Annotated in this window: 31 protein-coding genes; 18 read left to right on the forward strand and 13 right to left on the reverse strand. The window is 66.4% G+C overall.

Annotated features, from left to right (window positions below):
• From purN to SROT_RS07540, 6 genes are all read left to right on the forward strand, one after another.
• On the forward strand, nt 1-630 hold the full coding sequence (gene purN / locus SROT_RS07515) for a phosphoribosylglycinamide formyltransferase (protein WP_013138417.1): 630 nt from the start codon (nt 1-3) through the stop codon (nt 628-630).
• Nucleotides 627-2207: a bifunctional phosphoribosylaminoimidazolecarboxamide formyltransferase/IMP cyclohydrolase gene (gene purH, locus SROT_RS07520; RefSeq protein WP_013138418.1), complete on the forward strand. Its 1581-nt coding sequence runs from the start codon at nt 627-629 to the stop codon at nt 2205-2207. Before purN ends, purH begins: the two co-directional genes overlap by 4 nt.
• Nucleotides 2208-2437: 230 nt before the next feature.
• The gene (gene eno / locus SROT_RS07525; RefSeq protein ID WP_013138419.1) at nt 2438-3721 is read left to right on the forward strand and encodes a phosphopyruvate hydratase; all 1284 of its coding nucleotides are present in this window, start codon (nt 2438-2440) and stop codon (nt 3719-3721) included.
• Between the two features lie 15 nt (nt 3722-3736).
• Nucleotides 3737-4111 (forward strand): septum formation initiator, encoded by a 375-nt coding sequence (locus SROT_RS07530; RefSeq protein ID WP_013138420.1) that lies wholly within the window; start codon nt 3737-3739, stop codon nt 4109-4111.
• A complete protein-coding gene (locus SROT_RS07535) occupies nt 4108-4674 on the forward strand; it encodes a DUF501 domain-containing protein (RefSeq protein WP_013138421.1) in 567 nt (188 codons plus the stop codon). The genes SROT_RS07530 and SROT_RS07535 overlap by 4 nt, the downstream gene beginning before the upstream one ends.
• Nucleotides 4667-5614 (forward strand): Ppx/GppA phosphatase family protein, encoded by a 948-nt coding sequence (locus SROT_RS07540; RefSeq protein WP_013138422.1) that lies wholly within the window; start codon nt 4667-4669, stop codon nt 5612-5614. The genes SROT_RS07535 and SROT_RS07540 overlap by 8 nt, the downstream gene beginning before the upstream one ends.
• Here SROT_RS07540 and SROT_RS07545 read toward each other — a convergent pair.
• Together SROT_RS07545 and SROT_RS07550 are read right to left on the reverse strand one after the other, a co-directional pair.
• Nucleotides 5611-6456 (reverse strand): HAD family hydrolase, encoded by an 846-nt coding sequence (locus SROT_RS07545; protein ID WP_013138423.1) that lies wholly within the window; start codon nt 6454-6456, stop codon nt 5611-5613. The two genes, SROT_RS07540 and SROT_RS07545, sit on opposite strands and share 4 nt — an antisense overlap.
• Before the next feature lie 22 nt (nt 6457-6478).
• Nucleotides 6479-7642, reverse strand: coding sequence for an LLM class flavin-dependent oxidoreductase (locus SROT_RS07550; protein WP_013138424.1), 1164 nt, complete (start codon nt 7640-7642; stop codon nt 6479-6481).
• A 274-nt stretch (nt 7643-7916) separates the two neighbouring features.
• On the opposite strand from SROT_RS07550, the gene SROT_RS07555 reads away from it, so the two are divergent.
• The 5 genes from SROT_RS07555 to SROT_RS07575 all read left to right on the forward strand — a co-directional run bounded on the left by SROT_RS07555 (nt 7917) and on the right by SROT_RS07575 (nt 12641).
• Nucleotides 7917-8960 carry a PhoH family protein gene (locus SROT_RS07555; RefSeq protein ID WP_245535397.1) on the forward strand — a complete coding sequence of 348 codons (1044 nt, stop codon included), beginning with the start codon at nt 7917-7919 and terminating at the stop codon, nt 8958-8960.
• Nucleotides 8957-9499 (forward strand): rRNA maturation RNase YbeY, encoded by a 543-nt coding sequence (gene ybeY, locus SROT_RS07560; RefSeq protein ID WP_013138426.1) that lies wholly within the window; start codon nt 8957-8959, stop codon nt 9497-9499. The genes SROT_RS07555 and ybeY overlap by 4 nt, the downstream gene beginning before the upstream one ends.
• A 4-nt stretch (nt 9500-9503) precedes the next feature.
• The gene (locus SROT_RS07565; RefSeq protein ID WP_013138427.1) at nt 9504-10826 is read left to right on the forward strand and encodes a hemolysin family protein; all 1323 of its coding nucleotides are present in this window, start codon (nt 9504-9506) and stop codon (nt 10824-10826) included.
• The gene (gene era / locus SROT_RS07570) at nt 10823-11788 is read left to right on the forward strand and encodes a GTPase Era (RefSeq protein WP_013138428.1); all 966 of its coding nucleotides are present in this window, start codon (nt 10823-10825) and stop codon (nt 11786-11788) included. The genes SROT_RS07565 and era overlap by 4 nt, the downstream gene beginning before the upstream one ends.
• Nucleotides 11789-11858: 70 nt before the next feature.
• The gene (locus SROT_RS07575) at nt 11859-12641 is read left to right on the forward strand and encodes an RDD family protein (protein WP_013138429.1); all 783 of its coding nucleotides are present in this window, start codon (nt 11859-11861) and stop codon (nt 12639-12641) included.
• 102 nt (nt 12642-12743) lie between these two features.
• Here SROT_RS07575 and SROT_RS07580 read toward each other — a convergent pair whose 3' ends face one another.
• Nucleotides 12744-14087 carry a nicotinate phosphoribosyltransferase gene (locus tag SROT_RS07580; protein WP_013138430.1) on the reverse strand — a complete coding sequence of 448 codons (1344 nt, stop codon included), beginning with the start codon at nt 14085-14087 and terminating at the stop codon, nt 12744-12746.
• A gap of 19 nt (nt 14088-14106) precedes the next feature.
• On the opposite strand from SROT_RS07580, the gene clpS reads away from it, so the two are divergent.
• The 5 genes from clpS to SROT_RS15640 all read left to right on the forward strand — a co-directional run bounded on the left by clpS (nt 14107) and on the right by SROT_RS15640 (nt 17606).
• Complete coding sequence (gene clpS / locus SROT_RS07585) at nt 14107-14451, forward strand: ATP-dependent Clp protease adapter ClpS (RefSeq protein ID WP_187288068.1); 345 nt, start codon at nt 14107-14109, stop codon at nt 14449-14451.
• A gap of 16 nt (nt 14452-14467) precedes the next feature.
• Complete coding sequence (locus SROT_RS07590) at nt 14468-15061, forward strand: DUF2017 domain-containing protein (RefSeq protein WP_013138432.1); 594 nt, start codon at nt 14468-14470, stop codon at nt 15059-15061.
• Between the two features lie 327 nt (nt 15062-15388).
• Complete coding sequence (locus tag SROT_RS07600) at nt 15389-15937, forward strand: hypothetical protein (RefSeq protein WP_148223384.1); 549 nt, start codon at nt 15389-15391, stop codon at nt 15935-15937.
• Nucleotides 15938-16029: 92 nt separating this feature from the next.
• Nucleotides 16030-17121 carry a hypothetical protein gene (locus SROT_RS07605; protein WP_013138434.1) on the forward strand — a complete coding sequence of 364 codons (1092 nt, stop codon included), beginning with the start codon at nt 16030-16032 and terminating at the stop codon, nt 17119-17121.
• On the forward strand, nt 17121-17606 hold the full coding sequence (locus tag SROT_RS15640; protein ID WP_013138435.1) for a hypothetical protein: 486 nt from the start codon (nt 17121-17123) through the stop codon (nt 17604-17606). Before SROT_RS07605 ends, SROT_RS15640 begins: the two co-directional genes overlap by 1 nt.
• A 6-nt stretch (nt 17607-17612) precedes the next feature.
• Here SROT_RS15640 and SROT_RS16050 read toward each other — a convergent pair whose 3' ends face one another.
• From SROT_RS16050 to SROT_RS07655, 10 genes are all read right to left on the reverse strand, one after another.
• Nucleotides 17613-17984, reverse strand: a complete 372-nt coding sequence (locus SROT_RS16050; RefSeq protein WP_013138436.1) for a hypothetical protein — start codon at nt 17982-17984, stop codon at nt 17613-17615.
• Between the two features lie 3 nt (nt 17985-17987).
• The gene (locus tag SROT_RS07615) at nt 17988-18869 is read right to left on the reverse strand and encodes a hypothetical protein (RefSeq protein WP_013138437.1); all 882 of its coding nucleotides are present in this window, start codon (nt 18867-18869) and stop codon (nt 17988-17990) included.
• Nucleotides 18866-19333: a hypothetical protein gene (locus tag SROT_RS07620; protein ID WP_013138438.1), complete on the reverse strand. Its 468-nt coding sequence runs from the start codon at nt 19331-19333 to the stop codon at nt 18866-18868. Before SROT_RS07620 ends, SROT_RS07615 begins: the two co-directional genes overlap by 4 nt.
• A gap of 21 nt (nt 19334-19354) precedes the next feature.
• Nucleotides 19355-20386 carry a hypothetical protein gene (locus tag SROT_RS16055; protein ID WP_049773327.1) on the reverse strand — a complete coding sequence of 344 codons (1032 nt, stop codon included), beginning with the start codon at nt 20384-20386 and terminating at the stop codon, nt 19355-19357.
• A gap of 1014 nt (nt 20387-21400) precedes the next feature.
• Complete coding sequence (locus SROT_RS07635; protein ID WP_013138440.1) at nt 21401-21586, reverse strand: hypothetical protein; 186 nt, start codon at nt 21584-21586, stop codon at nt 21401-21403.
• Nucleotides 21587-21619: 33 nt separating this feature from the next.
• A complete protein-coding gene (locus tag SROT_RS16060; protein WP_083777855.1) occupies nt 21620-22189 on the reverse strand; it encodes a hypothetical protein in 570 nt (189 codons plus the stop codon).
• Nucleotides 22186-22548, reverse strand: coding sequence for a hypothetical protein (locus tag SROT_RS07640; RefSeq protein WP_013138442.1), 363 nt, complete (start codon nt 22546-22548; stop codon nt 22186-22188). Before SROT_RS07640 ends, SROT_RS16060 begins: the two co-directional genes overlap by 4 nt.
• Nucleotides 22549-22581: 33 nt before the next feature.
• Entirely contained in the window at nt 22582-23151 is a 570-nt protein-coding gene (locus SROT_RS16065; RefSeq protein ID WP_013138443.1) for a hypothetical protein, read from the reverse strand.
• 21 nt (nt 23152-23172) lie between these two features.
• Nucleotides 23173-23505, reverse strand: a complete 333-nt coding sequence (locus SROT_RS07650) for a hypothetical protein (RefSeq protein ID WP_013138444.1) — start codon at nt 23503-23505, stop codon at nt 23173-23175.
• A 74-nt stretch (nt 23506-23579) separates the two neighbouring features.
• A complete protein-coding gene (locus tag SROT_RS07655) occupies nt 23580-24431 on the reverse strand; it encodes a hypothetical protein (protein WP_013138445.1) in 852 nt (283 codons plus the stop codon).
• Between the two features lie 196 nt (nt 24432-24627).
• Between SROT_RS07655 and SROT_RS07660 the strand changes: the two genes are divergently transcribed.
• Both SROT_RS07660 and murI read left to right on the forward strand, forming a co-directional pair.
• Complete coding sequence (locus tag SROT_RS07660; protein WP_013138446.1) at nt 24628-25677, forward strand: P1 family peptidase; 1050 nt, start codon at nt 24628-24630, stop codon at nt 25675-25677.
• A gap of 49 nt (nt 25678-25726) precedes the next feature.
• Nucleotides 25727-26551, forward strand: a complete 825-nt coding sequence (gene murI / locus SROT_RS07665) for a glutamate racemase (RefSeq protein ID WP_013138447.1) — start codon at nt 25727-25729, stop codon at nt 26549-26551.
• The last annotated feature ends 17 nt before the right edge of the window (nt 26552-26568 follow it).

Genomic DNA, 26568 nt, shown 5'->3' on the forward strand with positions numbered 1-26568 from the left:
GTGGCGCATGACGGTTCCAAGACGCTTCAGCCAGCGCGTATCGTCGTTCTCGCTTCGGGGACCGGGAGTTTGTTCGCAGCGCTTCTCGAAGCGAGCGCCGCTGAAAACTACCCGGGACGCGTGGTCGGACTGGTGGTGGACCGTGCCTGCCTTGCCGAGTCGGTCGCCGAAGACGCGGGCGTCGAGGTGCGCCGAGTGGACCCGAGAGAAAAGCCGGACCGGGCCTGCTGGGACGAGGACCTCACTCGCGCCGTGGCCGAGCTGCGTCCGGATGTGGTGGTCTGCGCCGGATTCATGCGGGTGCTTGCGAAACCATTCGTCGACCGTTTCCCCGAGCAGATCGTGAACTCCCATCCGGCTTTGCTCCCGTCTTTTCCCGGCGCGCACGCTGTGCGGGACGCCCTTAAGCACGGGGTCCGGGTGACGGGGACGACCGTGCATGTGGTCGACCACGGCGTGGACACCGGGCCGATTCTGGCCCAAGAGGCTGTTCCCGTGTTCGCGACCGACACCGAGGAAACATTGCACGAGCGGATCAAAGAGGTGGAACGTCGGCTTTTGCCACAGACGGTGGCGGGCTTTATCTCCGGCGTTGTCGCGCCGGCCCATCGGAAGGAGCAGGATCGTTGACGAATGATGAGCGGCGTGTGATTCGCCGGGCGCTGGTGAGCGTGTCGGACAAGCGGGGGCTCGCCGAGTTCGCCGCGGGCCTCGCCCAGCGCGGCGTGGCCTTGGTCGCGACCGGCTCCACTGCCAAACTCATCGAAGAGGCCGGAGTTTCGGCGCAGCGAGTGGAAGAGCTCACCGGTTTCCCTGAAGTGTTGGACGGGCGGGTCAAAACACTGCACCCGAAAGTGCACGCGGGGGTGCTCGCCGACACGAGGCTGAGCGCGCACCTCGACCAGTTGGAGCAGCTCGGGATCGAGCCATTCGACCTGGTTGTGGTGAACCTGTACCCCTTCGAAGCCACCGCGGCCTCTGGCGCGGGCTTCGAGGAGTGCGTGGAGCAGATCGACATTGGCGGCCCCGCGATGGTGCGCGCTTCGGCGAAGAACCACGCCAGCGTTGCGATTGTGGTCGATCCAGGCCTCTACCAGGAAGTCCTCGATGCTATCGACGCGGGCGGCTTCGATTTCGCCCGCCGCCGCCAACTCGCCCAGCTCGCCTTCCAGCACACGGCTGAATACGACACGGCCATCGCGAACTGGTTCGCCGAGCAGGACTGCGCGGACGAGCCCCCCGCGTGGGCAGGGCTCTCGCTTCGCCGCGCCGCGGTGCTCCGATACGGCGAGAACCCGCATCAGCGAGCCGCGCTGTACGTGGGCGGGCCCGCGGCTGGCTCCTTGGCCCAAGCGGAGCAGCTGCACGGCAAGCAGATGAGCTACAACAACTACACCGACACGGAGTCCGCCGTTCGGGCGGCGGGCGAGCACGCCGGTCCTGCTGTGGCGATCGTCAAACATGCCAACCCGTGCGGGATCGCGGTCGGCGAGACTGTTGCCGAGGCGCACCGCAAAGCGCACGCCAGCGACCCGGTGAGCGCGTTCGGCGGCGTGATCGCGGTCAACCAGGAGGTGGACGAGGAGCTTGCCGAGCAGATCGCTGGCATCTTCACGGAAGTGGTGGCGGCTCCCGGTTTCACGGACGGCGCGCGGGCGATCCTCACAAAGAAGCCCAGCATCCGGCTCCTGGTCGTGCCGTCGGGCGCACGGGGGGCCTTCGCCTCTGCCGCGGGCGGTCGGGGCTGGCAGCTGCGGCCGATTCCGGGCGGGGCGCTCCTCCAAGAGTTCGACGCGCTCGAAGCCCCTGGCGATTCGCCCGACGCGTGGCGATTGGCCGCGGGCGGCGCGGCAGACCCGGCGACCGTCGCGGATCTCGCGTTCGCCTGGCGCGCGTGCAGATCGGTCAAGTCCAATGCCGTTGTCCTCGCCCGCGACCTCGCCACAGTCGGCGTGGGCATGGGGCAGGTGAACCGGGTGGACTCGGCTCGCCTCGCCGTGGCGCGGGCAGGGGAGCGGGCACGCGGCGCGGTGGGGGCTTCTGACGCGTTCTTCCCATTCCCCGACGGACTGGAAGTCCTCGCGGAGGCCGGGGTCGCAGCGATTGTGGCTCCGGGCGGTTCAGTCCGAGACAGCGAGGTCATCGAAGCGGCAGAGCGCCAAGGGGTCACGCTCTATCTGACGGACGTCCGGCACTTCGCCCACTGATGGCTGTTGCTCGCTGAGCATCGCCGTCCCCGCCGGTGAAGGCCGGCGAAGGACGATGGCGCGGCTCCTTCGGCGCGCAGCGGCGGGCGCGTGTGGAAAACAGATCACGGCCGCAACGGCGGTGTGAGGAAGCCAGCGGGCGCGTCAGCCGCTAGGCTAAGGAACCGTCAGCCCCGGCCAGCGCGGGCTGCCTGAACGACGAAATAGACGAAATAAAGGAGAGACCGCCGATGGCGAGCATTGAGGACGTTCACGCGCGGGAAGTTCTCGACTCTCGGGGCAACCCGACAGTCGAGGTCGAGGTCCTGCTCGAAGACGGCAGCGCGGGAAGGGCCGCCGTCCCGTCCGGAGCGTCCACCGGCGAGCATGAGGCGGTGGAGCTGCGCGACGGCGGGCCGCGTTACGGCGGCAAGGGCGTGGAAAAAGCCGTCGAAGCGGTGATCCGGGAGCTCGGGCCTGCTGTCGTCGGCTTTGAGGCAGAGGACCAACGCCTCGTGGACCAGGCGCTGATCGACGCCGACGGCACTCCGGCGAAGTCCCGGCTGGGCGCGAACGCTGTGCTCGGCGTTTCTCTCGCTGTGGCGAAGGCGGCGGCCAATTCGGTTGGTTTGCCGCTGTACCGCTATCTCGGCGGCCCGAACGCGCACATTTTGCCGGTGCCGATGCTCAACATTCTCAACGGCGGCGCGCACGCTGACACCGGTGTGGATGTGCAGGAGTTCATGATCGCCCCCATCGGCGCCCCGAACTTCAAGGACGCGTTGCGCTGGGGGGCTGAGGTCTACCACGCGCTGAAGGCCGAGTTGAAGAAGCGCGGCTTGGCGACCGGCCTCGGCGACGAGGGCGGGTTCGCGCCCCAAGTGGCCGGGACGCGAGAGGCGCTCGACCTGATCGACGCCGCGATTGGCGCGGCGGGCCTCAAGCTCGGCTCCGACGTGGCGCTGGCGCTGGACGTGGCCGCGACTGAATTTTTCACCAAAGGCCAGGGGTACGCGTTCGAAGGCAAGACCCGTCAGGCGGAGCAGCTCGGCGACTTCTACGAGAGCCTGCTCGCCGATTACCCGTTGGTGTCCATAGAAGACCCGCTCGCCGAGGACGACTGGGAGGGCTGGGTCGCCCTGACCGAACGTATCGGCTCGAAAGTGCAGCTCGTCGGCGACGATTTGTTCGTCACGAACCCTGAACGGCTCGAAGAGGGCATCATCAAGGGCGCTGGCAACGCGCTGTTGGTGAAGGTGAACCAGATCGGTTCGCTGACCGAGACCTTTGACGCGGTCAGCCTCGCTCAGACCAGCGGGTACAAGACGATGATGAGCCACCGCTCCGGTGAGACCGAAGACACCACCATCGCAGACCTCGCCGTCGCGACTTCGGCAGGCCAGATCAAGACCGGAGCCCCGGCCCGCAGCGAGCGCGTCGCCAAGTACAACCAGCTGCTGCGCATTGAGGAAGGCCTCGGCGACGCCGCCCGGTACGCGGGCGAGCTCGCCTTCCCGAGGTTCGAGAAGGCATAGGGGGACAAGGCCCTCATGTTCCAAGCGATGTTCGCCCGCCGAGCCGTGTTGCTCGCGTTGGTGGTGTGCGGTCTGGCGTTGACTTTGGCCGGGCCGCTACGGGTGTACCTCACGCAACAACATGAGATGTCCCAGCTCGCCGCCCAGGAGCGCCAAAAGCAGGAGGCCATCGACGTGTTGCGCTACCAACGGGCGCGCCGTGACTCCAACGCGAACGAGATCATCCAGGCCAGGGGCATGGGCTATGTCTTCCCCGGGGAGATCCCGGTGCAGGTGATGCTGCCGTCCCGCGGCGAGGCGCCGTCCGCGCAGGCGGCGCCCGAGCGGAAAAAAGAAGGCCCCTGGTACGGGCAAATCTGGAACTCGATCGCCGTCCCCGCCGCGCCGTGACGGTCTCGGAAGACGATTTGGCCGTCATCGAGCGGCAGCTCTCACGTCGCCCCCGAGGCGTGTTGGACGTGGCGTACCGATGCCCGGACGGCAGTCCCGGCGTTGTGATGACCAGTCCGAGACTGCCGGACGGCACCCCGTTCCCCACCTTGTACTACTTGACCGATCCGAGGCTCACCGCGACCGCGGGCCGGTTCGAGTCCGTGGGCGCCATGGCGGTGTTGGCCCAAGCCTTGGCCGCGAACGAAGATTTCGCCGCGCAGTACCGCCGTGCGCACCAGGCGTATCTCGCCAAACGCGCCGAGGCCGCCAGCATCGCCGGTTGCGGGGGTCTGGACGGCGATTTCAGCGCGGGCGGCATGCCGGACCGGGTGAAATGCCTGCACGCGCTCATCGGGCACTCTTTGGCGGAGGGGCCTGGGCTCAATCCGGTCGGGGACGTCGCTGTGGCGTTGGGCGTGCGGGTGTGGGGAGAGCGTCAAAAAGGAGCGTGGCCCACGCAGTGGCCGCCGCTTTCGAGCTGGCCTGATCTCGAAGAGCAACTCGTGGCCGCGCATGCTTGAGCCGCAGCGGATCGCAGCGGTCGATTGCGGCACCAACTCGTTGCGGCTCCTGATCGGCGAGGCGGGACCGGGCGGGGTCCGGGCATTGCGCAGGGAGACCCGGATCGTCGGATTGGGCGAGGGAGTGGATCAGACAGGGCGCTTCTGCGCCGAGGCGATGCAGCGGACGCTTGCCGCGTTGACGGAGTACGCGGAATTGATGCGCCATTGGGGTGTCCGTAGAGCCGTGATGGTGGCCACCTCCGCTTCGCGCGACGCGCGGAACGCCGAGGAATTCCTCGGCCGAGCCCGCGCCGTCCTCGCCGCTGTGGCCCCGGATTCGCACGCGCGTGTCATCAGCGGGCAGGAGGAGGCCCGGTTGAGTTTCACCGGAGCCACGGCGGGGCTGGCCGCCGCGCCGCCGCAGGTCGTCGTGGACGTCGGCGGCGGCTCCACCGAACTCGCCATCGGGACGGGTTCCGATGTCATGGGGACAGTCTCGTTGGATATGGGATGCGTGCGGCTCACCGAGCGGTTCGTGCGCGACGACCCGCCGCTGCGCACTGAGATCGACCAGGTCCGCGCGTATGTCCGGGGCTTGCTCCGCGCCGAGGAGCCCGCCGGTGTGCGGGAAGCCCGAACAGCGGTCGCAGTGGCGGGCACCGCGCTGACGGTGGCGGCGGTCGCTTTCGACCACGCCGCGCTCGAGCCGGGCCTTCTTTCGGGGTCGCGGTTGTCCGTCTCGCAGGTGGTGGCGACGGCGGAGCTGCTGGGCGCGATGACTCTCGCAGAGCGGTCCGCCCTGGGGCCGATGGACTCGGGACGCGCTCCGGTCATTGCGGCCGGGGCCTGGATTCTCGCGGAGGTCGGGCTGTATGTGCAGGAGCGCGCGGGGGTGGGGGAGTTCGTGTTGCGAGAAGAGGACATTCTCGACGGGGCGCTGGCCTCGCTGCTCCCCTAGCCGCGTTTGCGGGTGAGGGCCACATAGGTGAGCGTGCCCGCCGCCGCCGCTGTGAGAGAGCCCGCCGCGGAGATGAGCGCTGTTTTTGCTTTCGGCAGTTGCTGCGCCGTCCGTGACAGCAGACGCGCCCGCAAGGACACCGGCCGGGAGAAAAAGAGCACCGGCCAGCTGCGCTTGTTCGCCGCCTTGCGCAACGCCCGGTCCGGGTTCACGGCTGTCGGGTTGCCGACTGCGGCGAGCATCGGCAGGTCGGTGATGGAGTCCGCGTAGGCGTAGCTTGCCGCGAGGTCCAAGCCCTCCTGCTCGGCGAGTGACGCTATCGCGTCGACTTTGCCTTCGCCGAAACAGTAGAAGTCAACCTCGCCGGTGTATTTGCCTTCTTTGACGGTCATTTTCGTCGCCATCGAATGGTCGGCTCCGAGAAGTTTCGCGATGGGCTCGACCACTTCTTGGCCGGAGGCGGAGACCACGACGACACGGTGCCCCCTGGCCTTGTGCGCGGCGATCAACTCAGTCGCCTCGGAGAACACCAGGGGCTCGACGATGTCCCGCAAAGTTTCGGCCACCACTGCCTTCACCTCGCCGACGTCCCACCCCGCGCACATGTCCGCAAGATGCTTGCGGAGCCGGTCCATCTGCTGGTGGTCGGCTCCGGAGAGTTGGAAGAGGAACTGCGCGTAGCTGCTTTTCAACACTGCTCTGCGTCCGACGAGGCCCTGCTCGTAGAACGGGCGGCCGAACGCGAGCGAGCTCGATTTCGCAATCAGGGTGCGGTCGAGGTCGAAAAAAGCCGCCGGTTGAGACACACTGTTCAGGATAACGTTCGCGCGGATCTGCCGCATCCTCGCAGGATCGGCGCGGGCTTCAGCGCGATGCGCCTCCCGCGCCGACGAAGGCCGTGGTGCCAGAGGCGTGCGTGTTTTTCTTGTTCGGGTGCTGCCATCGGCCGCGTTGCGCGAGAATCGGCAGCACGCCCTCGCCGAACCAGTAGGCCTCTTCGACGTGCGGGTAGCCGGAGAGGATGAAATGGTCGATCCCGAGGTCCGCGTATTCGGCGATGCGGTCGGCGACTTCGGCGTGCGAGCCGACGAGCGCGGTGCCCGCGCCGCCTCGGACCAGGCCGACCCCGGCCCAGAGATTGGGGGAGATCTCGAGGTTGTCGGCGCTCCCGCCGTGCAAGGCGAGCATGCGCTTTTGCCCTTCTGACTCGCTTCGGGCGAGATTGTGTTGCACTCGCTCCACCTCGGCGGGGTCCACGCCCGCGAGCAGCCGCGCCGCCTCGGCCCAGGCTTGCTCGCTCGTGTCCCGCGCGATGACGTGGATGCGCAGGCCGTAGGTCAGCTGACGGTCCCGTTCGGCTGCGAGCGAGCGGATCCAATCAAGTTTCTCGCGCACCGCGTCCACGGGCTCGCCCCAGGTGAGGTACGTGTCCGCGTATGCTGCCGCGACCTGGCCCGCCTCAGGCGAGGAGCCGCCGAAGAACACTGGCGGGACAGGGTCCGGCCTGCGGGCGAGCAAAGCCTCGTGGACCCGTATGTGCTTGCCGTCGAGGCTGACGGGGTCCCGGGAGGTCCAAAGCCTGCGCACGACGTCGAGGAATTCCGCGCAGCGCTCGTAACGCTCAGCTTTCGGCAAAAAGTCGCCGTACGCCTGCTGCTCGTGCGCTTCGCCGCCGGTGACGACGTTCAGCAGGAGCCGGCCTTGGGTGTGCCATTGATAGGTGGCCGCCATTTGCGCGGCCAAAGTCGGGCTGATGAGACCGGGGCGGAAGGCGACGAGGAATTTCAGCGTCTCGGCGGACTCCGCCAGCAACGCGGTCGTGAGCCAAGCGTCCTCGCACCACGCTCCGGCGGGGGTGAGCGCCGCCTCGAATCCGTTTTCTTCCGCCGCGAAGCTGATTTGCTTGAGGTAGCGCAGCGTCGCGGGGCGGTCGCCCGACATATGGGTGCCGTGCCCGCCGGCGATGAGGCCGCGAGAGTCTCCGTACGTGGGCAAGAACCAATGGAAGGAGAGCGGGTTGGTGGTCACGGGGGGATGATAACCGGATCGCGCTGCGCAGTGGCGGTTTCGCCACGAAGCCAGTCTGCGGGACTGGCGTTTTGGATTTTGTTCTTCGTGATTCCACCTCATGGGCAACCCACTGGCCAATCCTCTTCTCAGCCGGTAAACTCGGCCAAAGACCACCATGCGAAGACCAGGAGACAGCGATCCATCACAAGAGCGACGACTTCAGCGGCGGAGCGGCCCTGTGACAAGGGATAACCGCGAACCGCAGAGGGACAGAAGTGATCGGGAAACTGAGCTGGCCGTCCGTCCGGTCCTAGCCGCCATCCCCAGTGGGCCGGGCGAGACCAAGCCGGTGCGCCACAGGATCGACGTCGAGCCGAAGACCATGTTGCTCCTGCTCGGGTCTATGGACGCCAATTTGCGGGTGCTCGAACAGGTTCTCCCGGTCGATTTCCACGTCAGAGGAGATGTGCTCTCGTTGACCGGAACGGCCGAGGACGTGGCCCGCGCCGAGAACGTGGTCCGCGAGCTCGTGGAACTCGCCGAGAAGGGCGCGGCGCTCACGCCCGAGACGGTGCGCCAGGCCGCCCGCCTGCAGACCGTCGCCGACGAGTCGCCAGTCCAGGTCTTCGGCCACGGCGTGCTCTCTCGCAACGGCAAGACGATCCGCCCCAAGACCCTCGGCCAGAAGCAGTACGTCGCGGCTATCGACGCCAACACCATCGTGTTCGGCTCAGGACCCGCTGGCACCGGCAAGACATACCTCGCCATGGCGAAGGCGGTCCAAGCGCTCGAGTCCAAACAAGTGCGCCGGATCGTGCTGACCCGCCCAGTCGTCGAAGCGGGGGAGCGCCTTGGCTTCCTGCCGGGCACGTTGCACCAGAAAATCGACCCGTATTTGCGTCCCCTCTACGACGCGCTCCGCGAGATGATGGCCCCCGAGACCGCTGCGAAGCTCCTGGAGACCGAGGTGATCGAAGTGCTCCCGCTGGCCTACATGCGCGGGCGGACCCTCAACGACAGCTTCATCGTTCTCGACGAGGCGCAGAACACGACCGCGGAGCAGATGAAAATGTTCCTCACCAGGCTCGGTTTCGGGTCGAAAATGGTCATCACCGGCGATCTTTCCCAAGGCGACCTTCCGCACGGGCGGCGCAGCGGCCTCGCCCAGGCGACCGGCCTCTTGCGCGACGTCGACGACATCGCCGTCGTGAACCTCACGAACGCCGACGTGGTGCGCCACCGCTTGGTCGCGCACATCGTCCAGGCGTACGAGCGGGCGGCGTCGGACGAAGAGCAGCAGCGCGGCACAGCGAGAACAAAGGGGAAGCGCCCGTGAGCGTGGAATTGTCCAACGAGTCGGGCCTGTCGGCGCCCGAGGGCATGTTGATCCATGTCGCGCAATTCGCCCTCGACCAGATGCGGGTCAACCCCGCCGCGGAGCTGTCCATGCTGTTGGTGGACACGACCACGATGGCGCACCTGCATCAACAGTGGATGAACCTCCCAGGGCCCACCGATGTGCTCTCTTTCCCCATGGACGACGCCGAGCCGGACGGGCGCCCCGACGCGGTCGAAGCGGCGCAGACCCTCCTCGGCGACATCGTGCTGTGCCCGGAAGTCGCCGCGGAGCAGGCGGAGGCCGCCGGGCATTCCGCCGAGCACGAGATGATCGTCTTGACCGTGCACGGCGTGCTGCACATCCTCGGCTACGACCACGCCGAGCCCGAAGAGGAGGCCGAAATGTTCGCCTTGCAGGGCAAGTTGGTCGATCGGTGGTATTTGAGCCTGAAAGCGCAGGCCAAAGCGGAAGCGCTGGGCAGAAGGGACACCAAGCTCCTGCGCAGCGTCGGTTTGGACGCCGAGGGCGACGGTTGACGCGGTGAGCGTCTCGGACTCCCTCGCCAACGCGACGGGCCTCGCCCTCGCAGGACTGGGGTGCGCCTGCCTCGCCGGCGTGTTCGCGAGTGTCGACGCGGCGATCCATTCGATCTCCGCCGCCAGGATCGAAGAGCTCGCCGCAGGGGAGCGCCCCGGAGCCGACCGGCTCTTGCCCATCATCGCCGACCGGGCGCGGTATGTGAACCTGCTCGTGCTCTTGCGGCTGGCCTTCGAGATCACCGCGACAGCCATTGCGGTCGTCATCGCCAGAGAGTTTTTCCGCCTCGGGCCGAGCATCGCGGTCGGGTCCACCGTGATGGTGCTGGTCAGCTACGTGCTCATCGGGGTGGGGCCGCGCACCGTCGGCCGCCAGCACGCCTATCAGATCGCGATCGCCTCGGCCATCCCGCTCAGGATCATCGGCAAACTGCTCGGACCGCTCTCCAAACTGCTCATCGTCGTCGGCAACGCCATCACGCCGGGACGGGGCTTCCGCGAAGGCCCGTTCGCCTCGGAGATCGAGCTTCGCGAACTTGTCGACCTCGCCAAGGAGCGCGGCGTGGTGGCCGACGAGGAGCGGCGGATGATCCAGTCGGTTTTCGAACTCGCCGACACCACGGCGAGGGAAATCATGGTGCCCCGCCCGGACATGGTGTGGATCGAGGCGGACAAGACCGCGGTCCAGGCGATCTCCCTCGCGGTGCGCAGCGGGCATTCCAGGGTGCCGGTCATCGGCGAGACGGTGGACGACGTGGTCGGCGTGGTGTACCTCAAAGACTTGGTGGAGCAGGCGTTCATGGGCGGCAGCGAAGGCGGCTCGAAGCCCGTCGCCCAGTTCATGCGCCCGGCGGTGTTCGTGCCAGACTCCAAGCCGCTCGACAAGCTCTTGGAGGACATGCAGCGCACCCGCAACCACATGGCCCTGTTGGTGGACGAGTACGGCGGCATCGCTGGCCTGGTCACCATTGAGGACGTGTTGGAGGAGATCGTCGGGGAGATCGTGGACGAGTACGACGAGAACGAGGTCGCGCCGGTCGAGCAGCTCGGTGAGGGCGAGTACCGGGTTTCGGCCAGGGTGCACCTGGAAGACCTCGGCGAACTCTTGGACGTGGAGCTCGACGAGGAGGAAGTGGACACGGTGGGCGGTTTGATCGCGTTGCTCCTGGGCCGGGTGCCGCTGCCGGGGGCGTCGGTGCGAGCGAGCGGACTGGAATTGGTCGCCGAGGGCGGCCCGGACGCGCGGGGCCGGTTGCGCATCAGCACTGTGTTGGTGCGCAAACTCGGCGCCGAGCCCTCGCGCGCCGAGAAGGAGGCCATCGCGTGACGGACAAATCCGCCGAGCACGGCCGAACTTTGCCGCGGGCAATGGGGGGCGGCGCGGCCCGGCAAGGATTCCAGGACGGTTTCCGCTCGGGGTTCGTCTGCTTCGCGGGCAGGCCCAATGTTGGCAAATCCTCGCTCATCAACGCGCTCGTCGGAGAAGAAGTGATGATCACTTCCGCGCATCCGCAGACGACGCGGCGCGCGGTGCGGGCGATCATGAACGCACCGGACCACCAAATCGTCATCGTGGACACACCCGGGGTGCACCGCCCGCGCACCGCGCTGTCCGAACGCCTCAACGACACCGCCGCGCAGGCCTTCGCCGAAGTGGACGTGGTCGGATTTTGCGTCCCCGCGGACGAGGACATCGGGCCGGGGGACAAGTTCATCCTTGAACAGGTGCGTCGCGAGGCTCCGAAAGCCCGGATCGTCGGTCTGGTCACCAAGATCGACAAACGCGGCAGGGGGCGCACGGCGGCGCAGCTGCTCGCCCTCTCGGCGCTGCTCGGCCCCGAGCACGACGTCGTGCCGGTTTCCCGGCAGTCGCCCGAACAATTGTCGGCGCTCGCCGAGCTGTTGGTGAGCCTCATGCCGCAAGGCCCGCCGTGGTACCCGACGGACCAGGTGGTCGACGACTCGGACGAGGCCCGCGTGGCGGAGCTCATCCGCGAGGCGGCCCTTTCCCGGCTGCGCGAGGAGCTGCCGCATTCGGTCATGGTGGTCGTCGAGGAGACCCAGCGCAAGAAAGACCTCTGGGTCGTGTACGCGTCGGTCTATGTGGAGCGCTCAAGCCAGAAAGCCATTGTGATCGGAGCCAAAGGGTCCGTGCTGCGAGAAATAGGCACAGTGGCCCGCTCGCGCATCGAAGCCGCCTTCGGCGTGCGGGCGCATTTGGACTTGCGAGTGAAAATCGCCAAAGATTGGCAGCGCGATCCTAAGCAGCTGGACCGTTTCGGGTTTTGATGTTTCGGGTTTTGATAGAGTTCCGGTGGAATGGGGCGAATGCGCCCTTCAGACGTAGGAGGTCAAGGGCGTGAGCGACCCGTTCGAAGCGATGCGCATCCCTCGGGAGCCGGCCCCTGATTCCGCGCCGGGCCAGCCCGTGCCACAGCAGGGCGCGGCCCCGGCTGCGCCTGTCCCCGCGCAGCCTGTCCGGCAGGCCCCGGCCCAGGGCTCTCGTTTCGCCGGGCACCCGACGCCCGGACCTTCCGAGGACCCCTTCGACCACATGCGGATTCGTCCGGAAAGCGTCCAGCCGCCCATGCGCCCCGGCGGCGATGGCGCCCCGGTTCCTGCGGGAGCCGCCCCGCAAGCGCGGAGCCAGAGCAAAACGCTTTTGGCGGACGTGCCGCGCTTGCGGACGTACTCCGGCTCTGCGACCCTCGGCGCACGGATCCTCGCGCGGATTGTCGACGCCGTCGTGGTCGCGGCGGTCGCAGTCGGACTGTGGTTCTTGTTCGCCTCCTTGCTCAAAGGCAAGCTCGTGCTGGATTTCAGCGTGAGGAGCTATTTCGCGTTCGCTCTTGTTTTTGTCGCATTGAACCTGATCTACGAGGTTTTGTGCACGCAGTTCGGCGGCAGCACCCTCGGCCGGGCGATTTTCAAGCTCCACATCGTGCAATACAACACCGGCGAGGTGATGGACACGAGCACGTCCATCACCCGGCAGTTGCTTCCCTCGGCGGCGTTCTTGGTCCCGTTCGCCGGGATCGTGCTCGCCCCGCTCACGTATCTTTCCGCGCTGTGGGACCCCACGCGCCTCAAGCGGGACTGGAACGACCGGCTCACCGAGACCACCTGGGTGCGCCGGGACTGACGGCTCGCGCGCGGGCGAGGGCTTCGCCGGTCCGCCGCCCGCCCCGGTTTCGTCCGCCGGTCCGCTTTGCCCGCTCGTCCCTTGGTCCGGCCCTGGTGGTGTTCAGCGTATGTGGCGCACGGTGAGCGCGGGGTCGCCGGGGGAGAGGGACAGGCCTTCCCACGGCAGGCGGCGCAGCCCCTCGGCGACGCGCGCGCGGGCGGTGGCCAGATCTTCGCGTGTGAGGATTTCGCCGCCGCGGACAAGCGGCACTTGCAGAGGCTCCACGGTCAGCCCCGGTTCTTCCGCCTGCGGCGGCTGCCCGCGGAAAGCGCTGGTCAGCTCTTCGACATAGACCCCCGAGGGGCGCGAGACCCGCCACGCGGACTTCGCCCCGCCAGTGCTCTGCTTGCTCGCGGAGCGTTTCGCCACGGGCACACCTTCGACTTCGACCAGTTTGTACACCATCCCCGCAGTCGGCGCGCCCGATCCGGCCACGAGCGAAGTGCCCACGCCGAAAACATCGATCGGTTCGCCGCGCAGCGCCGCGATGAGGTATTCGTCCAGGTCTCCGGAGACAACGATCTTCGCGTTCGCAGCCCCGAGCGAGTCGAGCTGCGCGCGGACCTTGCGGGCCATGACGCCGAGGTCCCCGGAGTCAATGCGCACCGCGCCGAGCTCTGGGCCTGCGGCAAGGACGGCGTTCTGCACTCCGGTGGCGATGTCATAGGTGTCCACGAGCAGTGTTGTGTCCGGGCCGAGCGCGGCGACCTGGGCTTGGAACGCTGCGAGTTCGTCCGGTCCCGCGCTGGTGGTGTGCAGGAGGGTGAAGGCGTGCGCGGAGGTGCCGGTTGTCGGGATGCCGTACCGGCGGGCGGCGGACAGGTTCGAAGTGGACGCGAATCCGGCGATCCAGGCGGCGCGGGCGCTCGCAACAGCCGCCTGCTCGTGGGTGCGGCGCGAGCCCATTTCCACCAGCGCGCGGTTCGCGCTGGCCCCTGCCATGCGCGCGGCCGCGGCGGCGATGGCGCTGTCGTGGTTGAACACAGACAGGATCAGCGTTTCCAAGATGACGCACTCCCCGAAGGCGCCCCGCACGGACAGGATCGGCGAATTCGGGAAGTACAGCTCGCCCTCGCAGTACCCGTCCACGTCGCCGTTGAAGCGGAAATCCTTGAGCCATTCCAGGGTCGTCGCGTCGAGGAAGGGCTCCACCACGGCCAGCTCGGCCTCGTTGAACCGGAACTCGGCCAGCGCTTCGAGGAACCTTCCCGTCCCCGCCACCACGCCGTAACGTCTGCCCTCGGGGAGGCGGCGGGCGAAAACCTCGAACACGCAGGACTTCTGCGCCGAGCCGTCGGCGAGCGCGGCCTGGAGCATCGTCAGCTCGTAGTGGTCGGTGAACAGCGCCGTGCTGGAGGCTGCGTCGGGGAACGCGGCGCGTGGGGGATCCGCAAGATTCGTCATAGTCGATTACCCTAGAAGGGTGAGAAACACGGCGACAGTTTCCCCCGCCGTGGCGACGCAGGCCCCCGTGCGGGAGGCGCCGCTTCGGCTCCCCGGCGAAGAGCACACCACCGGCAGCTCCCAGGAGCCGGACCTGCCATGGGTGACTATTGTCTGGGACGATCCGGTGAACCTCATGCGGTACGTGACGTATGTGTTCCAAACCGTGTTCGGCTACAGCGAGGCGAAAGCGACCGAACTCATGCTCCAAGTCCACAATGACGGCAAGGCGGTGGTCTCCTCCGGCTCACGGGAGAAGGTCGAGACCGACGTCGTGAAACTGCATCAGGCCGGTTTGTGGGCGACGATGCAACAAGCCAAGTGATCCGAGAAAGCGACCCATGCCGAAAGGTGAGATCCGAGTCGGGCCGTGGCGCCGCGGCGGCTCCGGGGCCGAGCAAAGCATCCGAGTCCGCTTCGCGGAGCACGAGCTGCAAGTGCTGCGAACATTGTCGCGCTCGGTCCTCGACTGGTTCGCCGAGCGCCGCAACAGCGAGCCGTCCGACGAGCTGGCCGAGCTCACCGGCATCCGCACCGGCCACACCGAACCGCCCTCCAGCGCGGCTCTGCGGCGGCTCCTGCCCGACATGTGCCACCCGGACGACGAGGGCACGGACAGCGCCGAGGTTCGCGAGCTCAACGCGGCGATGCGCGGTTTGCACGAGCCGGAAGTGCTCGAGGCGAAGGAGGGCGCGGGCCGGGTCTTCCTCGACAGCCTGCCCGAGCACGCCGGGGAAGTGGTGCTCACCTTGGACGAGGCGAAATCCTGGGTCGCCGCTTTGAACGACCTCCGTTTGACGCTCGGCTCCATCCTGGGCGTGGCCCCCGACACCCCGGAGCGGCTCCCGCCTGGCCACCCGCATGCCGCCCAGCTCGGCGTGTATCACTGGCTGACGGTGCTGCAAGAGTCTCTTCTGATCGCCCTGACGAGGTGACAGCAGGGCTGCCCGAGCACCTTGGTGACGGCCGGGCGAGACCGCACTCAGCGCAGGCGCGACCTCGGCTCCGATTCGTTCCTGAGCATCTGCTCGTTGCTCCCGACATGTTTCGAGATCTTCACCGTCGACTGGCCGCTCGCCCTAGCCAATTCGATAACCCTGCGGCGGAACTCCTCTGGATACGCGAAAGGCACGGGGGATTCCCCTCTCTGCCAAGACGTCATTTTCCTCCCAAGTTCGGTGTCCGTGAGCGCAGGGACAGGCCAGTTATGCAAGCATGCTCAACCGCTGTCCGTATCCATGGTCTGGTGTAGCCTCACCTCTGTGCGACGACGGAGCCTTGTGCGAGGGTTTGGCCTGCGTGATCTGGTGGAGCGTATCACTTTGGCGCATACGGCGGGTTTGCTCGCGTCTTCTCTCGCCGTTTCCTGCCTCATGGGGTGCGGAACCGACTCGGCGGCCCCGAATGGAGCGCCGATCAGTTCTGCGGGAGGGATTGCTGGTCAGGTTGTGGAGTTCTCCGTCACCGCCGAGCCTGAGGTGCACGCGGTCGTCTCTTGGGGTGTCTACAACGATTCGGAGGCTCCTGCGCAGAAGGTCATCGAGGCGTGCGGCGACACCGGTGGCGCGATGGACAGGCCACTGCCGTTCCGCGCGTCTTGCACGGCGAAAAAGAGCAGCCAGCTCGCGTCTATCACCGCCACCTGGGGCTCGGCCAGCGGCGAGCGGCCGAAACTGCACTGCTCGATCAAAGTGGGCGGCAAAACTGTCACCGAGGCCGACAGCGCCCAAGAGGGCACGGGAAGCGGTGGTTTTTCTTCCACGAACGTCGCGTGCGCGCACCGGCTCGTGTGGAAATTGCCGCCTGGCTGAATTGGAAGGCACCCGAGCGCCCGGTGAAGGGGCAGCGGAGCGTTTCTCGATCTTGATAGAATCTCCGCAGGATCGAGAGGAGAGGAACCAGAATGACGTTAACCGTGAATCCTGCCGCGTTATCGCATTTCAGGGATGTTGAGACGGCCTTGGCGGGCAAGACCGAGGACGCGAAGAAATACGTTGAGAAACATCTCGAAGACCTCGGCATGTTCAACACAGGGGTGGCTGGTGCTGTGACGTGGCAGACCGCGATCAGTAAGATCCCCGAAGCCCGTGAAGCGGTTCTCGCCAACCTCGACCGGCTCCACGAGCTCGTGACCGGATCTGCGAAAACTGTCGGGGAGTCCGGGGACGAGTACAAGAAGCTCGACCTGCACCACGCCCAACAGATCGACGACAGCTTCGCCGAACAACCCTACGAGCACTACAAACCAGCGGGCAAACCCGGAGCGGCGGAAGACCCTGCCGCGAAGCTGACGGATCCGAAAGCAGAGCACAAGATCCCCGAAGTCATTGGCGAGACGTTCTCCCTCGGCAGTTGGCTGAGCCTGGGCAAGCTGGCGGACGAGGCCATCAAGGCGATCTGCGGGGTGAACCCTGGGGAATGGGTGGCGCAACGCCTCACCGGTGACTGGGAGGAGTTCTCGAAAGCGGCGGACGCGCTCCGGCACGTCGGCGATTTCTACGCCGCGTTCGGGGACAACATCGGGGCCGATCTGGAGACAATGCTCCAATCGTGGCAGGGGCACGCCTCGACAGAGGCTGGCGCGTATTTCACCTCGCTCGCAGCGAGCGTGCAGGGCCAGAAGGGGCCGCTTGTCGCGCTGGCGCAACAGATGGACATCACCGCTGAAGGTGTGGCTTCGTTCACTGATGCGGCAAAGGGCGGATTAGAAGACCTCATGGATAAAGCCATAACCCTCGGTATTGAAGCGGCTGCGGCAGCTGCCAGCTGGGAAACGGGGTTCGGGCCTCTCGCCGCAGGAGCATTCGCCGCAGTGACGATCTACAAAGCGGAGCAAACTTGGAAGAGAATAGCCGAAATGCTCGATAAGGCGTGGAGCGCTGCCCAAGTGGTCGCTGGTTTCACAGCGGGCACTATGGGCGCTCTCCGTGATTTGCAGAATAGCCCCCTGCCCGCAGGGGCGTACCAGCACCCTAGCGCTCCGGAGCATCACTGATGAACGGCGACGAGACCAAGCCGCAGCTCGATGTGGCGCGGGGCGATCAGGCGCAGTCAGAGGTGCTGCGTGCCTCTTTGAAAATCTTGCGGGACAAGAGCAGCAACCCCGAGTTCAAGTCCCTCGTCGACGATGTCCTCGCAGGCCGCAGAGGCCTCCGGGATGTGTCGCGCAATGCAGTGTTTAACGACAGCATCGCGAAGGACGCGGCCAAAGGGCTCGCCGCCTACAACAACCTGTCCGAGGAAGAGCGGCAAGCGCTCGCGGCGAAAGGCGAAGTCCAGCTTGAGCGCATACGCTCTGGCGGGCTCAGCGCCTTAGAGGCTATTTCAGGCGAAGTGCCGCCAGAAGACGAGTATGAGTTCGACCCGGACGACCCATTGCGCCGCAATGCCCCAGCGGTCCAATCACCGGCAATCACTTTTTCCGAGGAAGAAGACGAATACGAGTTCGACCCTTCAGACCCTCTTCGCAGGAGAGGGTGAATCTACTCATTTCGCACGTAGGGAAAGCCAGCACAAAAGCATCGCAACCGTGAATAAAGAAACATTCGCCAACAACCAGTTCCAGCATGCTTTCATCGGCACTTGCGTCGGCAGTTTATCCGAATTCTCCACACGAAGCTGAGCGAGTCTAAAAGTCGCACGAAGGTTCAAGGCAGCCAAGCCGAAACACAAGCACGCTGCTAAGATGACGAAAATAATTCGCCACCCGAACGCGCTGAGATTAATAAATCCTGAGAGCAGAATTCCAGCTCCGAGCGCGCCAAGAGCCACAGCCACTCCGGTGAGCTGCATACCTGTCAAAGGCTGGATCGTGTACATCTGTGGACCGTTATTGTCTTGAGGTTCAAGCGTTGACACTGTTTAAAGCTCCTTGGGCTCGAGGAGCCAAGTTTGGGTGTGGCGGTGTTCTTCGATGTGTTCGAGGAGCATCGTGGTGAGTTTGTCCATGGTGTGTTCGAAGGAGAGGAGCATCCAGTTCAGGTATTGGTACCAGGACTCGACCAGCTCAGCGTGGCATCCCAGCGGCAGCCCGGAGTGCTCCGACTGCTGTTTTCTGGTGATTTCGAGGGCTTTGTGGACTCGCTCGCGCAGGTTCCTGGTCGCGCCCGGTGCGCCCGAGTCTATGAGGGCGATGCGGGCGTGGTGGTCCTCGAAGAAGTAGCGTTTGCCCTCGGGGTCTTCCTCGGGCCCGGGTTCGGACCATGCCCCGGATGATTCGGGCCACGGCCCCGGTCTTCCCCATTCGGGCAGGCCGATGTCCTCCGGGGTCTCTTCTCGTTGGAACCACGCGGCTTCCCCGAACGCGGTCCACTCGTCCTCGCCCGCAGCCCATGTTCGGACCGCTGTCATGTAGCGGTCGGCCTCTGTGCGGGCTTCTTCGGCGTGGGCCCATGTGGCGAGGGCGAGGCGGTCCCAGCAGGCCTCCAGGGTGCGGCGCACGGTGCGGATCATCGGGTGCGCCCCGAAGCCCCGCTCGTCGCGCCAGTAGTGGATCAGGTCGTGGTGCGGCGGGACCCGGCCCGCGCGTTGCTCGCGGCATGCGCGGTGGTTCACCGGGCAATACACGCATCCGCAGTTGGTCAGCCCGTACGGGAATCCGAGCATCTCGTGCGCGCAGGCCCTCGCCCGGACCTCCTCCTCGACCATCGCTGTCGCGCCGAGGAAGTCCTCCAGGTGCGCCTCGACGAGCGCTCGGTGCTCCGAGCGCGCCACAAGGGCGCTGCCGCCCGCCGCCTGTGTCACGCTCCCGCGCCGCCGAGGGCCTCGGAGAGCGCTGCCGCGTCGACGCCCGCGTTGCGCAGCAGCAACACGACGTCCAACAACCGGTCCTCGTGCTCGGCGGTGTACAGGCTGGCGAACGCCCGCAACAGGGCGGCGCGTTGCGCGGTGGAGAGGACCTCGCCCGCGGACGGCTCGAAGCCATCCACCTTCGCCCACCCCGCGACCGCCGCCCGCACAGCCGCCGCGTCGCGCTCTGCGGCCTCGACCGCCTCCCACGCCGCGCGCACCAGCTCCGCGTCCGGGGCCTGCCCGTTGTTCGCCAAACCGTACAAGGCGGAGAAGACCCGGTCGTCCTCGCTGGAGAAGTTGCTGCTCGCCAACTGCGGGCGCAGCAACGCGTACCCGACTTCCCGGAACCTCTCGCGCCGGACACCTGCGGCTCGGCCCGCCAGCTCGGGGTCCATCGCCCGCAACGGATGCGCCATCAACCCGCCCGCCTTTCCGGTTTAGAAGCTGAAACTGTCGTCGACCGCGCCGTCCGGGCGGCGTTTGCGCGCCAACCGGTCCTGCACGTACTCCCTCGCCGTGGGGGAGCGGCCCAGCTCCCGCTGGTAATGCCCATAGCTCGCCTTGTCCTTGCCCGAAAGGCCCGAACCGTCGAACGGGGCGTCCGGGTCGGTCCCCGGCGGCACCCCGAACCTCCCGCCCTTCTCGTCGAACCTGGCCTGCGCCTCCCGATCCGCCCGGGACGACGCGGCGCCGACCTGTTCCGTCCCGGCCACCAGCGCGTCCTCCGCAGGAGCGCTCTGCGTGCTGTAGCCGTCGCGCCCTGGCCAATACGCCTCGACGCCGAGCTGCGCCAACCCCGCCACCGGCACCTCGCCCGGATCCTGCAAGAACCCCACCGCGACCGGGCGCCAGCTCGTCGCGTGCGACTCGAACAAACCCAGGCGCCACTTCGCCAAATACAACGCCAACTTCCCCGGGTCCGCCTCCGCGTCCGACGCCACCGACAACGCCTTGTCCGAGCGGTCCATCACCCCCACGCCCTCGGGCACCTCGAACCCAGGGCGCAACGACCCGTTCGCCTCCGTGCTCGTCACCTCAGAGAACACCGGGCGGAACACCCCCGCGCCCGGGTTCGGCGCCGTCGAGTAATCCTCGTACACGAACAACAAGAACGACGCGCCCCCGTACCCGCCCAAATCCGGCAGCGGCAAACGCCGGAACACCAGCTTCTCGTCAAAACCCCGCATAGCCGCACCCGCCAATATCCCGCCCCCGAACAACACCTGCGCCTCGTCCGCGCCCAACACCGGCGACCGCGCCGAGAAACGATCCGGCAACGCCTCCCACGCCCCCGCCGCCGCCTGCGTGCGCGTCGTCAACGCGCCCAACGACGGACCATACAAGCCCGACACCAACCCCGTCCCAAGCATCTGCTGACTCGCCGCAGCCTTGTCCGCATACGCCCCAGCCCCAGCAGCCGTGTCACCAGTGCGCAAAGCATCCCGCAACGCGGCCTGCTGCGCGCTCATCGCGCGAGTCTCGCCGCCAACACCGCCAGCACCAGCACCACCCCCGGCGCGACTCACACCAGCACCCCGCTGCTCGCCCTGCGAAGACGAAGGCTGAGCGGCGGGCTTCTCCGTCGCCCCGCCCCCCTGCACACCCGTCCGTGGAGCCTCCGAACCACTACCTGCACCGACCCCGCCGATACGAGGAGACGGACCCCCGCCCCCGGCAGGACCCCCGCCAATACCACCAATAGCAGGAGGAGCACCAACACCACCATTAGAGGCCGGGGCAGACTGCGGCGCAGCGACAGGAGCAGCACGCTCCGCCAACGCTCCGGCGGCGGACTGTAGGCCCGTCGAGGCTCCAACAGGAGAGGCGGCAGAACCACCAGCACTGCCTGTGGAGGTGCCCCCAGAAGACCCCTTCGTTTGAGTTTGGGATGCTAAAGATGAGTTGCTATTGTTTCCCCCAAGCTGGAGGTCTTTGCTTTGGACTGTCTGCGCGGTGTTGTTTTCCCCTGCCTGCCGTAGACCACCGCTTTGGACTGTTTGTGTGGTGTTGTTTCCTCCAAGCTGGAGGTCTTTGCTTTGGACTGTCTGCGCGGTGTTGTTTCCTCCGACTTGTCGTAGATCACGACTAGTGATAGCTGCCGCAGTGTCCCAGGTGGTGGGTTGTCCGTCGAAGTCGTAGTCTCCGTCTGCCGGGGGTTTGTAGGTGTTTTGGAGTTTGGAGACGCGGGCGTTCATGTTCGAGGACATGGTTTTTTCGAGCTGTTCTTTGGCCTCTTCGATCTTCGTCTCTTTGCCGACAGTGTGGAGCATCCAGTCGGGCCAGTACTGGGTCTCGTGGGCTTTTTTAAACGCCTCGTACCCCGCTTTGGTGTCCGTGCTCTTTGAGTCCGAGACGACTTGTGCGACGGGCTGCATGAATGCCTGCCCGGCCTTCGCCTCGGCGGCGAGCGCACCGGCTTTCTTGCGGTATTCCGCTCGCCGCTGTTGCACGGCCGAGAGCGCGTCCGACGCTTTGCCGTCCACCTAGTAGGCGTCCTCTAGCTCGTTGTATGCGTCGTCGCCGTCGTAGAGCTGGTCCGGGAGCTGGTCTGCCAAGCTTTTGTGCTCGTCGGCGATGGGACGAAGCTCGGACTCGTCCGCGTCTGAGAAGAATTTGTCTGCGATGTCCTGGAAGATTCCAAGGTCACTCGGCCACGAGAACCCCGCCATACTATGCCCGCCTTCCTAAAAACTCCATGTCGCCTATCCCTCTCCGCAAACACGCGTCATATCATCGAGAGCGTCCCCATACTTCGAGGCGAGAGGGTTGATCTCATCCGCAGAGGAGTGCGCGCCCGCTGCATCGGAAAACTGATCTACCGCGTCCACGAAGCGGTTAATAGCAGCAACGACATCCCCCGGAGCTTCGGGGCCAGGAAGCCCTTTCAATTGCGACAAGACTTTAATCGAAGTTTGACGCAGATTGTCACCTGCGTCATTTACGGTAGGGTCACCAAATCCGGACTGATGAACTAAATCCCAGTATTTCTTTGATGCAACCCCGATCTCTCTGACTCGTCCCATTGCTCGACTGCAAAGTTTTGATCTGTCTGAGATGGGGCTGACGGTGACGCTGGGGGTGGTTGTCGTCGAACTGCTGCTTGCCGTGGGGCTGCTGGTTGCAGGGGTTTCTTTGACGACGACTTCTCTTGTGCATGCTGTCGCGCCCAGCATGGCGAGGACCGTCAACGCGGGGGCTGCGACCACGCTCACGCGCCCTGTTCTCGTCGGGGCTTGGCTGACGCTGTTCTGCGGAAGTTTTTCGATGCTCATGCGTAGGATTCTATTCGCGTACTAGGGCGCGCTGGCGCCGAGGTTGGTGCTGTCGATGGAGGCGGCGTTGTCGCTGTCGTCTCCGAGGTAGGCGCCACGGCCCCAGCTTTTTTGCGGTATTCCGTCCGCCGCTGTTGCACGGCCGAGAGCGCGTCCGACGCTTTGCCGTCCACCTGGTAGGCGTCCTCTAGCTCGTTGTATGCGTCGTCGCCGTCGTAGAGCTGGTCCGGGAGCTGGTCTGCCAAGCTTTTGTGCTCGTCGGCGATGGGACGAAGCTCGGACTCGTCCGCGTCTGAGAAGAATTTGTCTGCGATGTCCTGGAAGATTCCAAGGTCACTCGGCCACGAGAACCCCGCCATACTATGCCTGTCTTCCCAAATGCTCCACTTAGCTTACCCTTTGCCGCACGCTTGAGTCATCCCGTCAAGAGCGTCCCCATACTTCGACGCTAGGGGGTTGATCTCATCCGCTGAGGAGTGCGCGCCTGCGGCATCAGAGAACTGGTCCGTTGCATCTGCGAAAGCGTTGATCGCAGTGGCGGCATCCTGTGGAGCTTCTGGGCCGACCAGACCTTTCAGCAAAGGGAGTGCCTTCATCGCAGCCTCTCTGAACTTGTCTCCGGCATCGTTTACTGTGGGATCGCCAAACCCAGACTTGTGGACCGCGTCCCAGTACTCACCTGTGTAGTGATTAATCTCTCTCACGCGCCCCCATGCGCGGTTGCAGAGTTTGGCTCTGTCGTTGATGGGGCTGACGGTGACGCTGGGGGTGGTTGTCGTCGAACTGCTGCTTGCCGTGGGGCTGCTGGTGGCAGGGGTTTCTTTGACGACGACTTCTCTGGTGCAGGCTGTCGCGCCCAGCATGGCGAGGACCGCCAACGCGGGGGCGGCGACCACACGGCCGCGCCCTATTCTCGTCGGGGCTTGGCTAACGCTGTTCTGCGGGAGTTTTTCGATGCTCATGCGGGCGATCCTCTTCGCGTGCTAGGGCGCGTTGCCGCCGAGGTTGGTGCTGTTGATGGAGGCGGCGTTGTCGCTGTCGTTTCCGAGGTAGGCGCCGCGCGCTTCAGCGGCGGTCTGCTGGTCCTTCTCAGCGGCCTGAACCGTTGAGTCGCCCTTGCGCTGCTTGTTCTGCTGCTCGGATTGGGATTGGGCTTTGAGGTTCCCATTCTTCTGGTCAGACCCGGCTGCGGCCTGGAAGCGCTCCGAGAGGGCCCGCATCTTCGCCGTGGTGTCGTTGATCTTCTCGACCGCCGCCGCGATTTTCGACTCCGCGGCCGCCGACCGGTCCGCGTTGAAACTCGTCTGCCCAGTCACCACAGCTCCCTTCCCCGGCCCCAAACGGGCCGACTCACACTATGCTGGAGTATACCGCACGAAGTTCGCGACCGCTAGGGTTTGAAGTCGTCGGATTCTTCCCCAGCAACCCTGATCGAGGCGGCCAGTTTGGCTTTTGCCCCCGCCGCGCATTTGATGATCGCCTTGTCGAGCTTGGAGCCGACACGGGAGAACACATCCGGGTGCAGCCACAAGCCGAAAGGGCTCTGGAACGTGGCCACAACGATCACCGACGGGGCGTGCTCGTCGTCCTTGCCCTCGAACCGCGCTTTTTGCGGATCGAGCTGCGAGAGGCGCTCCACGAAACGCGCCGCGTCCTCCTTCGCCTCCGCGACGCCAGCGGGAAGGACGACACCGGGTTCGGAGGCGCGGATTTTCCCCGGGTCGGACTCCAGCTCGGCCACAACCGCGCCGAACCGCTCGCGTGACGCGGCGATGTCCGCCTCTGCCTGCCCTTGGGGGTCCGGTTTGGGGCCGTGCGCGGCGAGGCGCTCGCGCACGTACTCGTCCTCGCTGTCCGGGCGCAGATGCTCCGGGAGGGACCAGTACTCGTCCCGATAGCCCTCCGCAAGAGCGGCCCGTGTCGGCGCGGGCAAGTGGAACGCGTCGGTGACCTTCACCTGGCGGTCGTTGACGGCGACGATGACCGCGTACTCGACCAACTGCGCGAGCTCTTGCGCCCCGACAAGCTCGTTCATAGACCCCCGTTTGCCCGCCAGCTGCTCCTTCAGCCGCTCCCAGTCCCACTCCAACCGCAGCAGCTCGCACTCATGCCCCACATACGCCCGCACCCTCCCGCACGGAGACACACCCTCCCCGACAATGGCCGGGACAACCTCAGCGAGCACCCGTCGGCGCTCCTCGAAGCCCAACGGCTCGCGGGCCTCGGGTTGCTCAGGGGCCATCGGTGTTCCCCGCGTGCTCCGGCTCGTCCATGGCAAAGATCATACGCAACCCCATTCCAGGTGCGGCATACACTGGCAGCGTACGTCGCGACAGCCGCCTCCGCCCGCGCCGGTTCCAGCTGCCTTGCATCGCATCCGCCATCGTTCCAGGACACTGACGCGGCTGCGGCGATCGAGACCGCACTAGGCTCGGCGTATGCCGCACAGCGCCGAGCACGACCGAATCACCGATGTCGCGGGTGTGCTCGTGGGCCACTGCCACCGCGTCGACCTCGCCTCCGGTTGGGCCACAGGGACCACGGCGGTGCTCGTGCCCGACGGCGCGGTGGCGGCTGTGGACGCGCGCGGCGGCGCGACCGGGACACGCGAGACAGACGCGCTCTCACCGGGCAAGTCGGTGACCCAAGCACATGCGGTTGTGCTCTCTGGCGGCAGCGCCTACGGGCTTGCCGCCGCGGACGGGACGATGCGGTGGTTGGAAGAGCGCGGCCACGGCGTCAGCGCCCCTGGTTGGGGCGGCGTGGTGCCGATCGTCCCCGCCGCTGTGCTTTTCGACTTGCCGCTCGGGTCTTGGTCGGCCCGGCCGGACGCGGATTTCGGCTATCGCGCGGCGCAGTCGGCAAACGCGGAGTTCGCCACCGGCGTGGTCGGCGCTGGGGCGGGCGCGACCGCCGGGCAGCTCAAAGGCGGGATCGGCACGGCCAGCGCCGTCGTGTCCTCCGGCCTTGCGCAGGGGGCCAAGGTCGGGGCGCTCGTCGCGGTGAACTCCTCGGGCTCGGTGTACGACCCGCACACCGGCAGCCTCTGGGGCGAATTGGCGTTCCCGTTGGCCAAGCGCAGGTTCCCCGTGTTGACAGGGGAGGCGTTGGCGTTGCTCGCCGAGCGGGCGCGGGCCAACGCCGAGGAGGGCTTGATCGGCTTCAACACGACGATCGGGGTGGTGGCCACCGATATGGCGCTCTCCCGAGACGCGTGTCTGCGTCTGGCGGGCGCGGCGCAGGACGGACTGGCCCGCGCGGTGCGTCCGGCGCATGGGCCCTTCGACGGCGATGCGATTTTCGCGCTCTCGACGGGAAAAGGGCCGCAGGCTTTCGACCGGCTCGTGGAGCTGGCCGGGCTCGGCGAGCTGTGCGAGGCGGCGGCGCACTGCGTGGAACGGGCGATCGTGGACGCCGTCGTCTCCGCTTCCCCGCTCGGCGGATACCCCTCGTATCGCGACCTCATTGATCCGAAAAATTCTTTGTGAACAGCGATTTCCCGTATCCTGCCGAGCGTTTCTGCTAATCTTGGCATCCATGCGCCGCCCGAACCCCGAAGCTCCTATCGGAGTCTTTGACTCCGGAGTCGGCGGCCTCACCGTCGCGCGCGCCGTCGCCGATCTGCTGCCGCACGAAGCAATGCGCTACGTCGCGGACTCGGCCCACCAACCGTATGGGCCTCAGTCCGTCGCCCAAGTCCGCAGGCACGCGTTGGCCGTGCTCGACTCCTTGGTCGACGAAGGCGTCAAAATGCTCGTCATCGCCTGCAACTCGGCTTCGGTGGCATGCCTGGCCGACGCCAGGGAGCGCTACCCGGTCCCAGTGGTGGAAGTGGTGCTGCCCGCTGTGCGCAGCGCCTTGGCTGCCACCCGGTCCGGACGCATCGGGGTGATCGGCACCCGGATCACCATCGCCTCGCGCGCCTACGAAGACTCGTTCGCGGCGGTGGCCCCGCACACGAGCGTCGTGTCCGCGCCGTGCCCGCGATTCGTGGACTTCATCGAGCAAGGCGTCGTTTCAGGACCGGAGCTTGAGGCGTTGGCGCTCGAATACCTCGCGCCGCTCACAGCGGCGGACGTGGACGTGCTGGTGCTCGGCTGCACGCACTACCCGTTGTTGGCGGACTTGATCGGCGCTGTCATGGGCCCGGACGTGCGCCTCGTGTCGCCGTCGGAGGAGACGGCCAAAGACATCGCGCGGATTCTCGCCGCCGAAGGGACCGCCCGCCCTGCGGCGCAGGGCCCGGCTTCGGTGCTGGTGACGCAGACCGGAGCGTCCGAGCAACTGCTCCAATGGGCCGGCGGCCTGCTCGGTTCCCGGCTTTTGCCGCACTCGCGCTGGACCCGGCGAGCGGCGGTCTGAGAAACATGGGAAGATAG

The sequence above is a fragment of the Segniliparus rotundus DSM 44985 genome (assembly GCF_000092825.1).
GTDB lineage: Bacteria > Actinomycetota > Actinomycetes > Mycobacteriales > Mycobacteriaceae > Segniliparus > Segniliparus rotundus.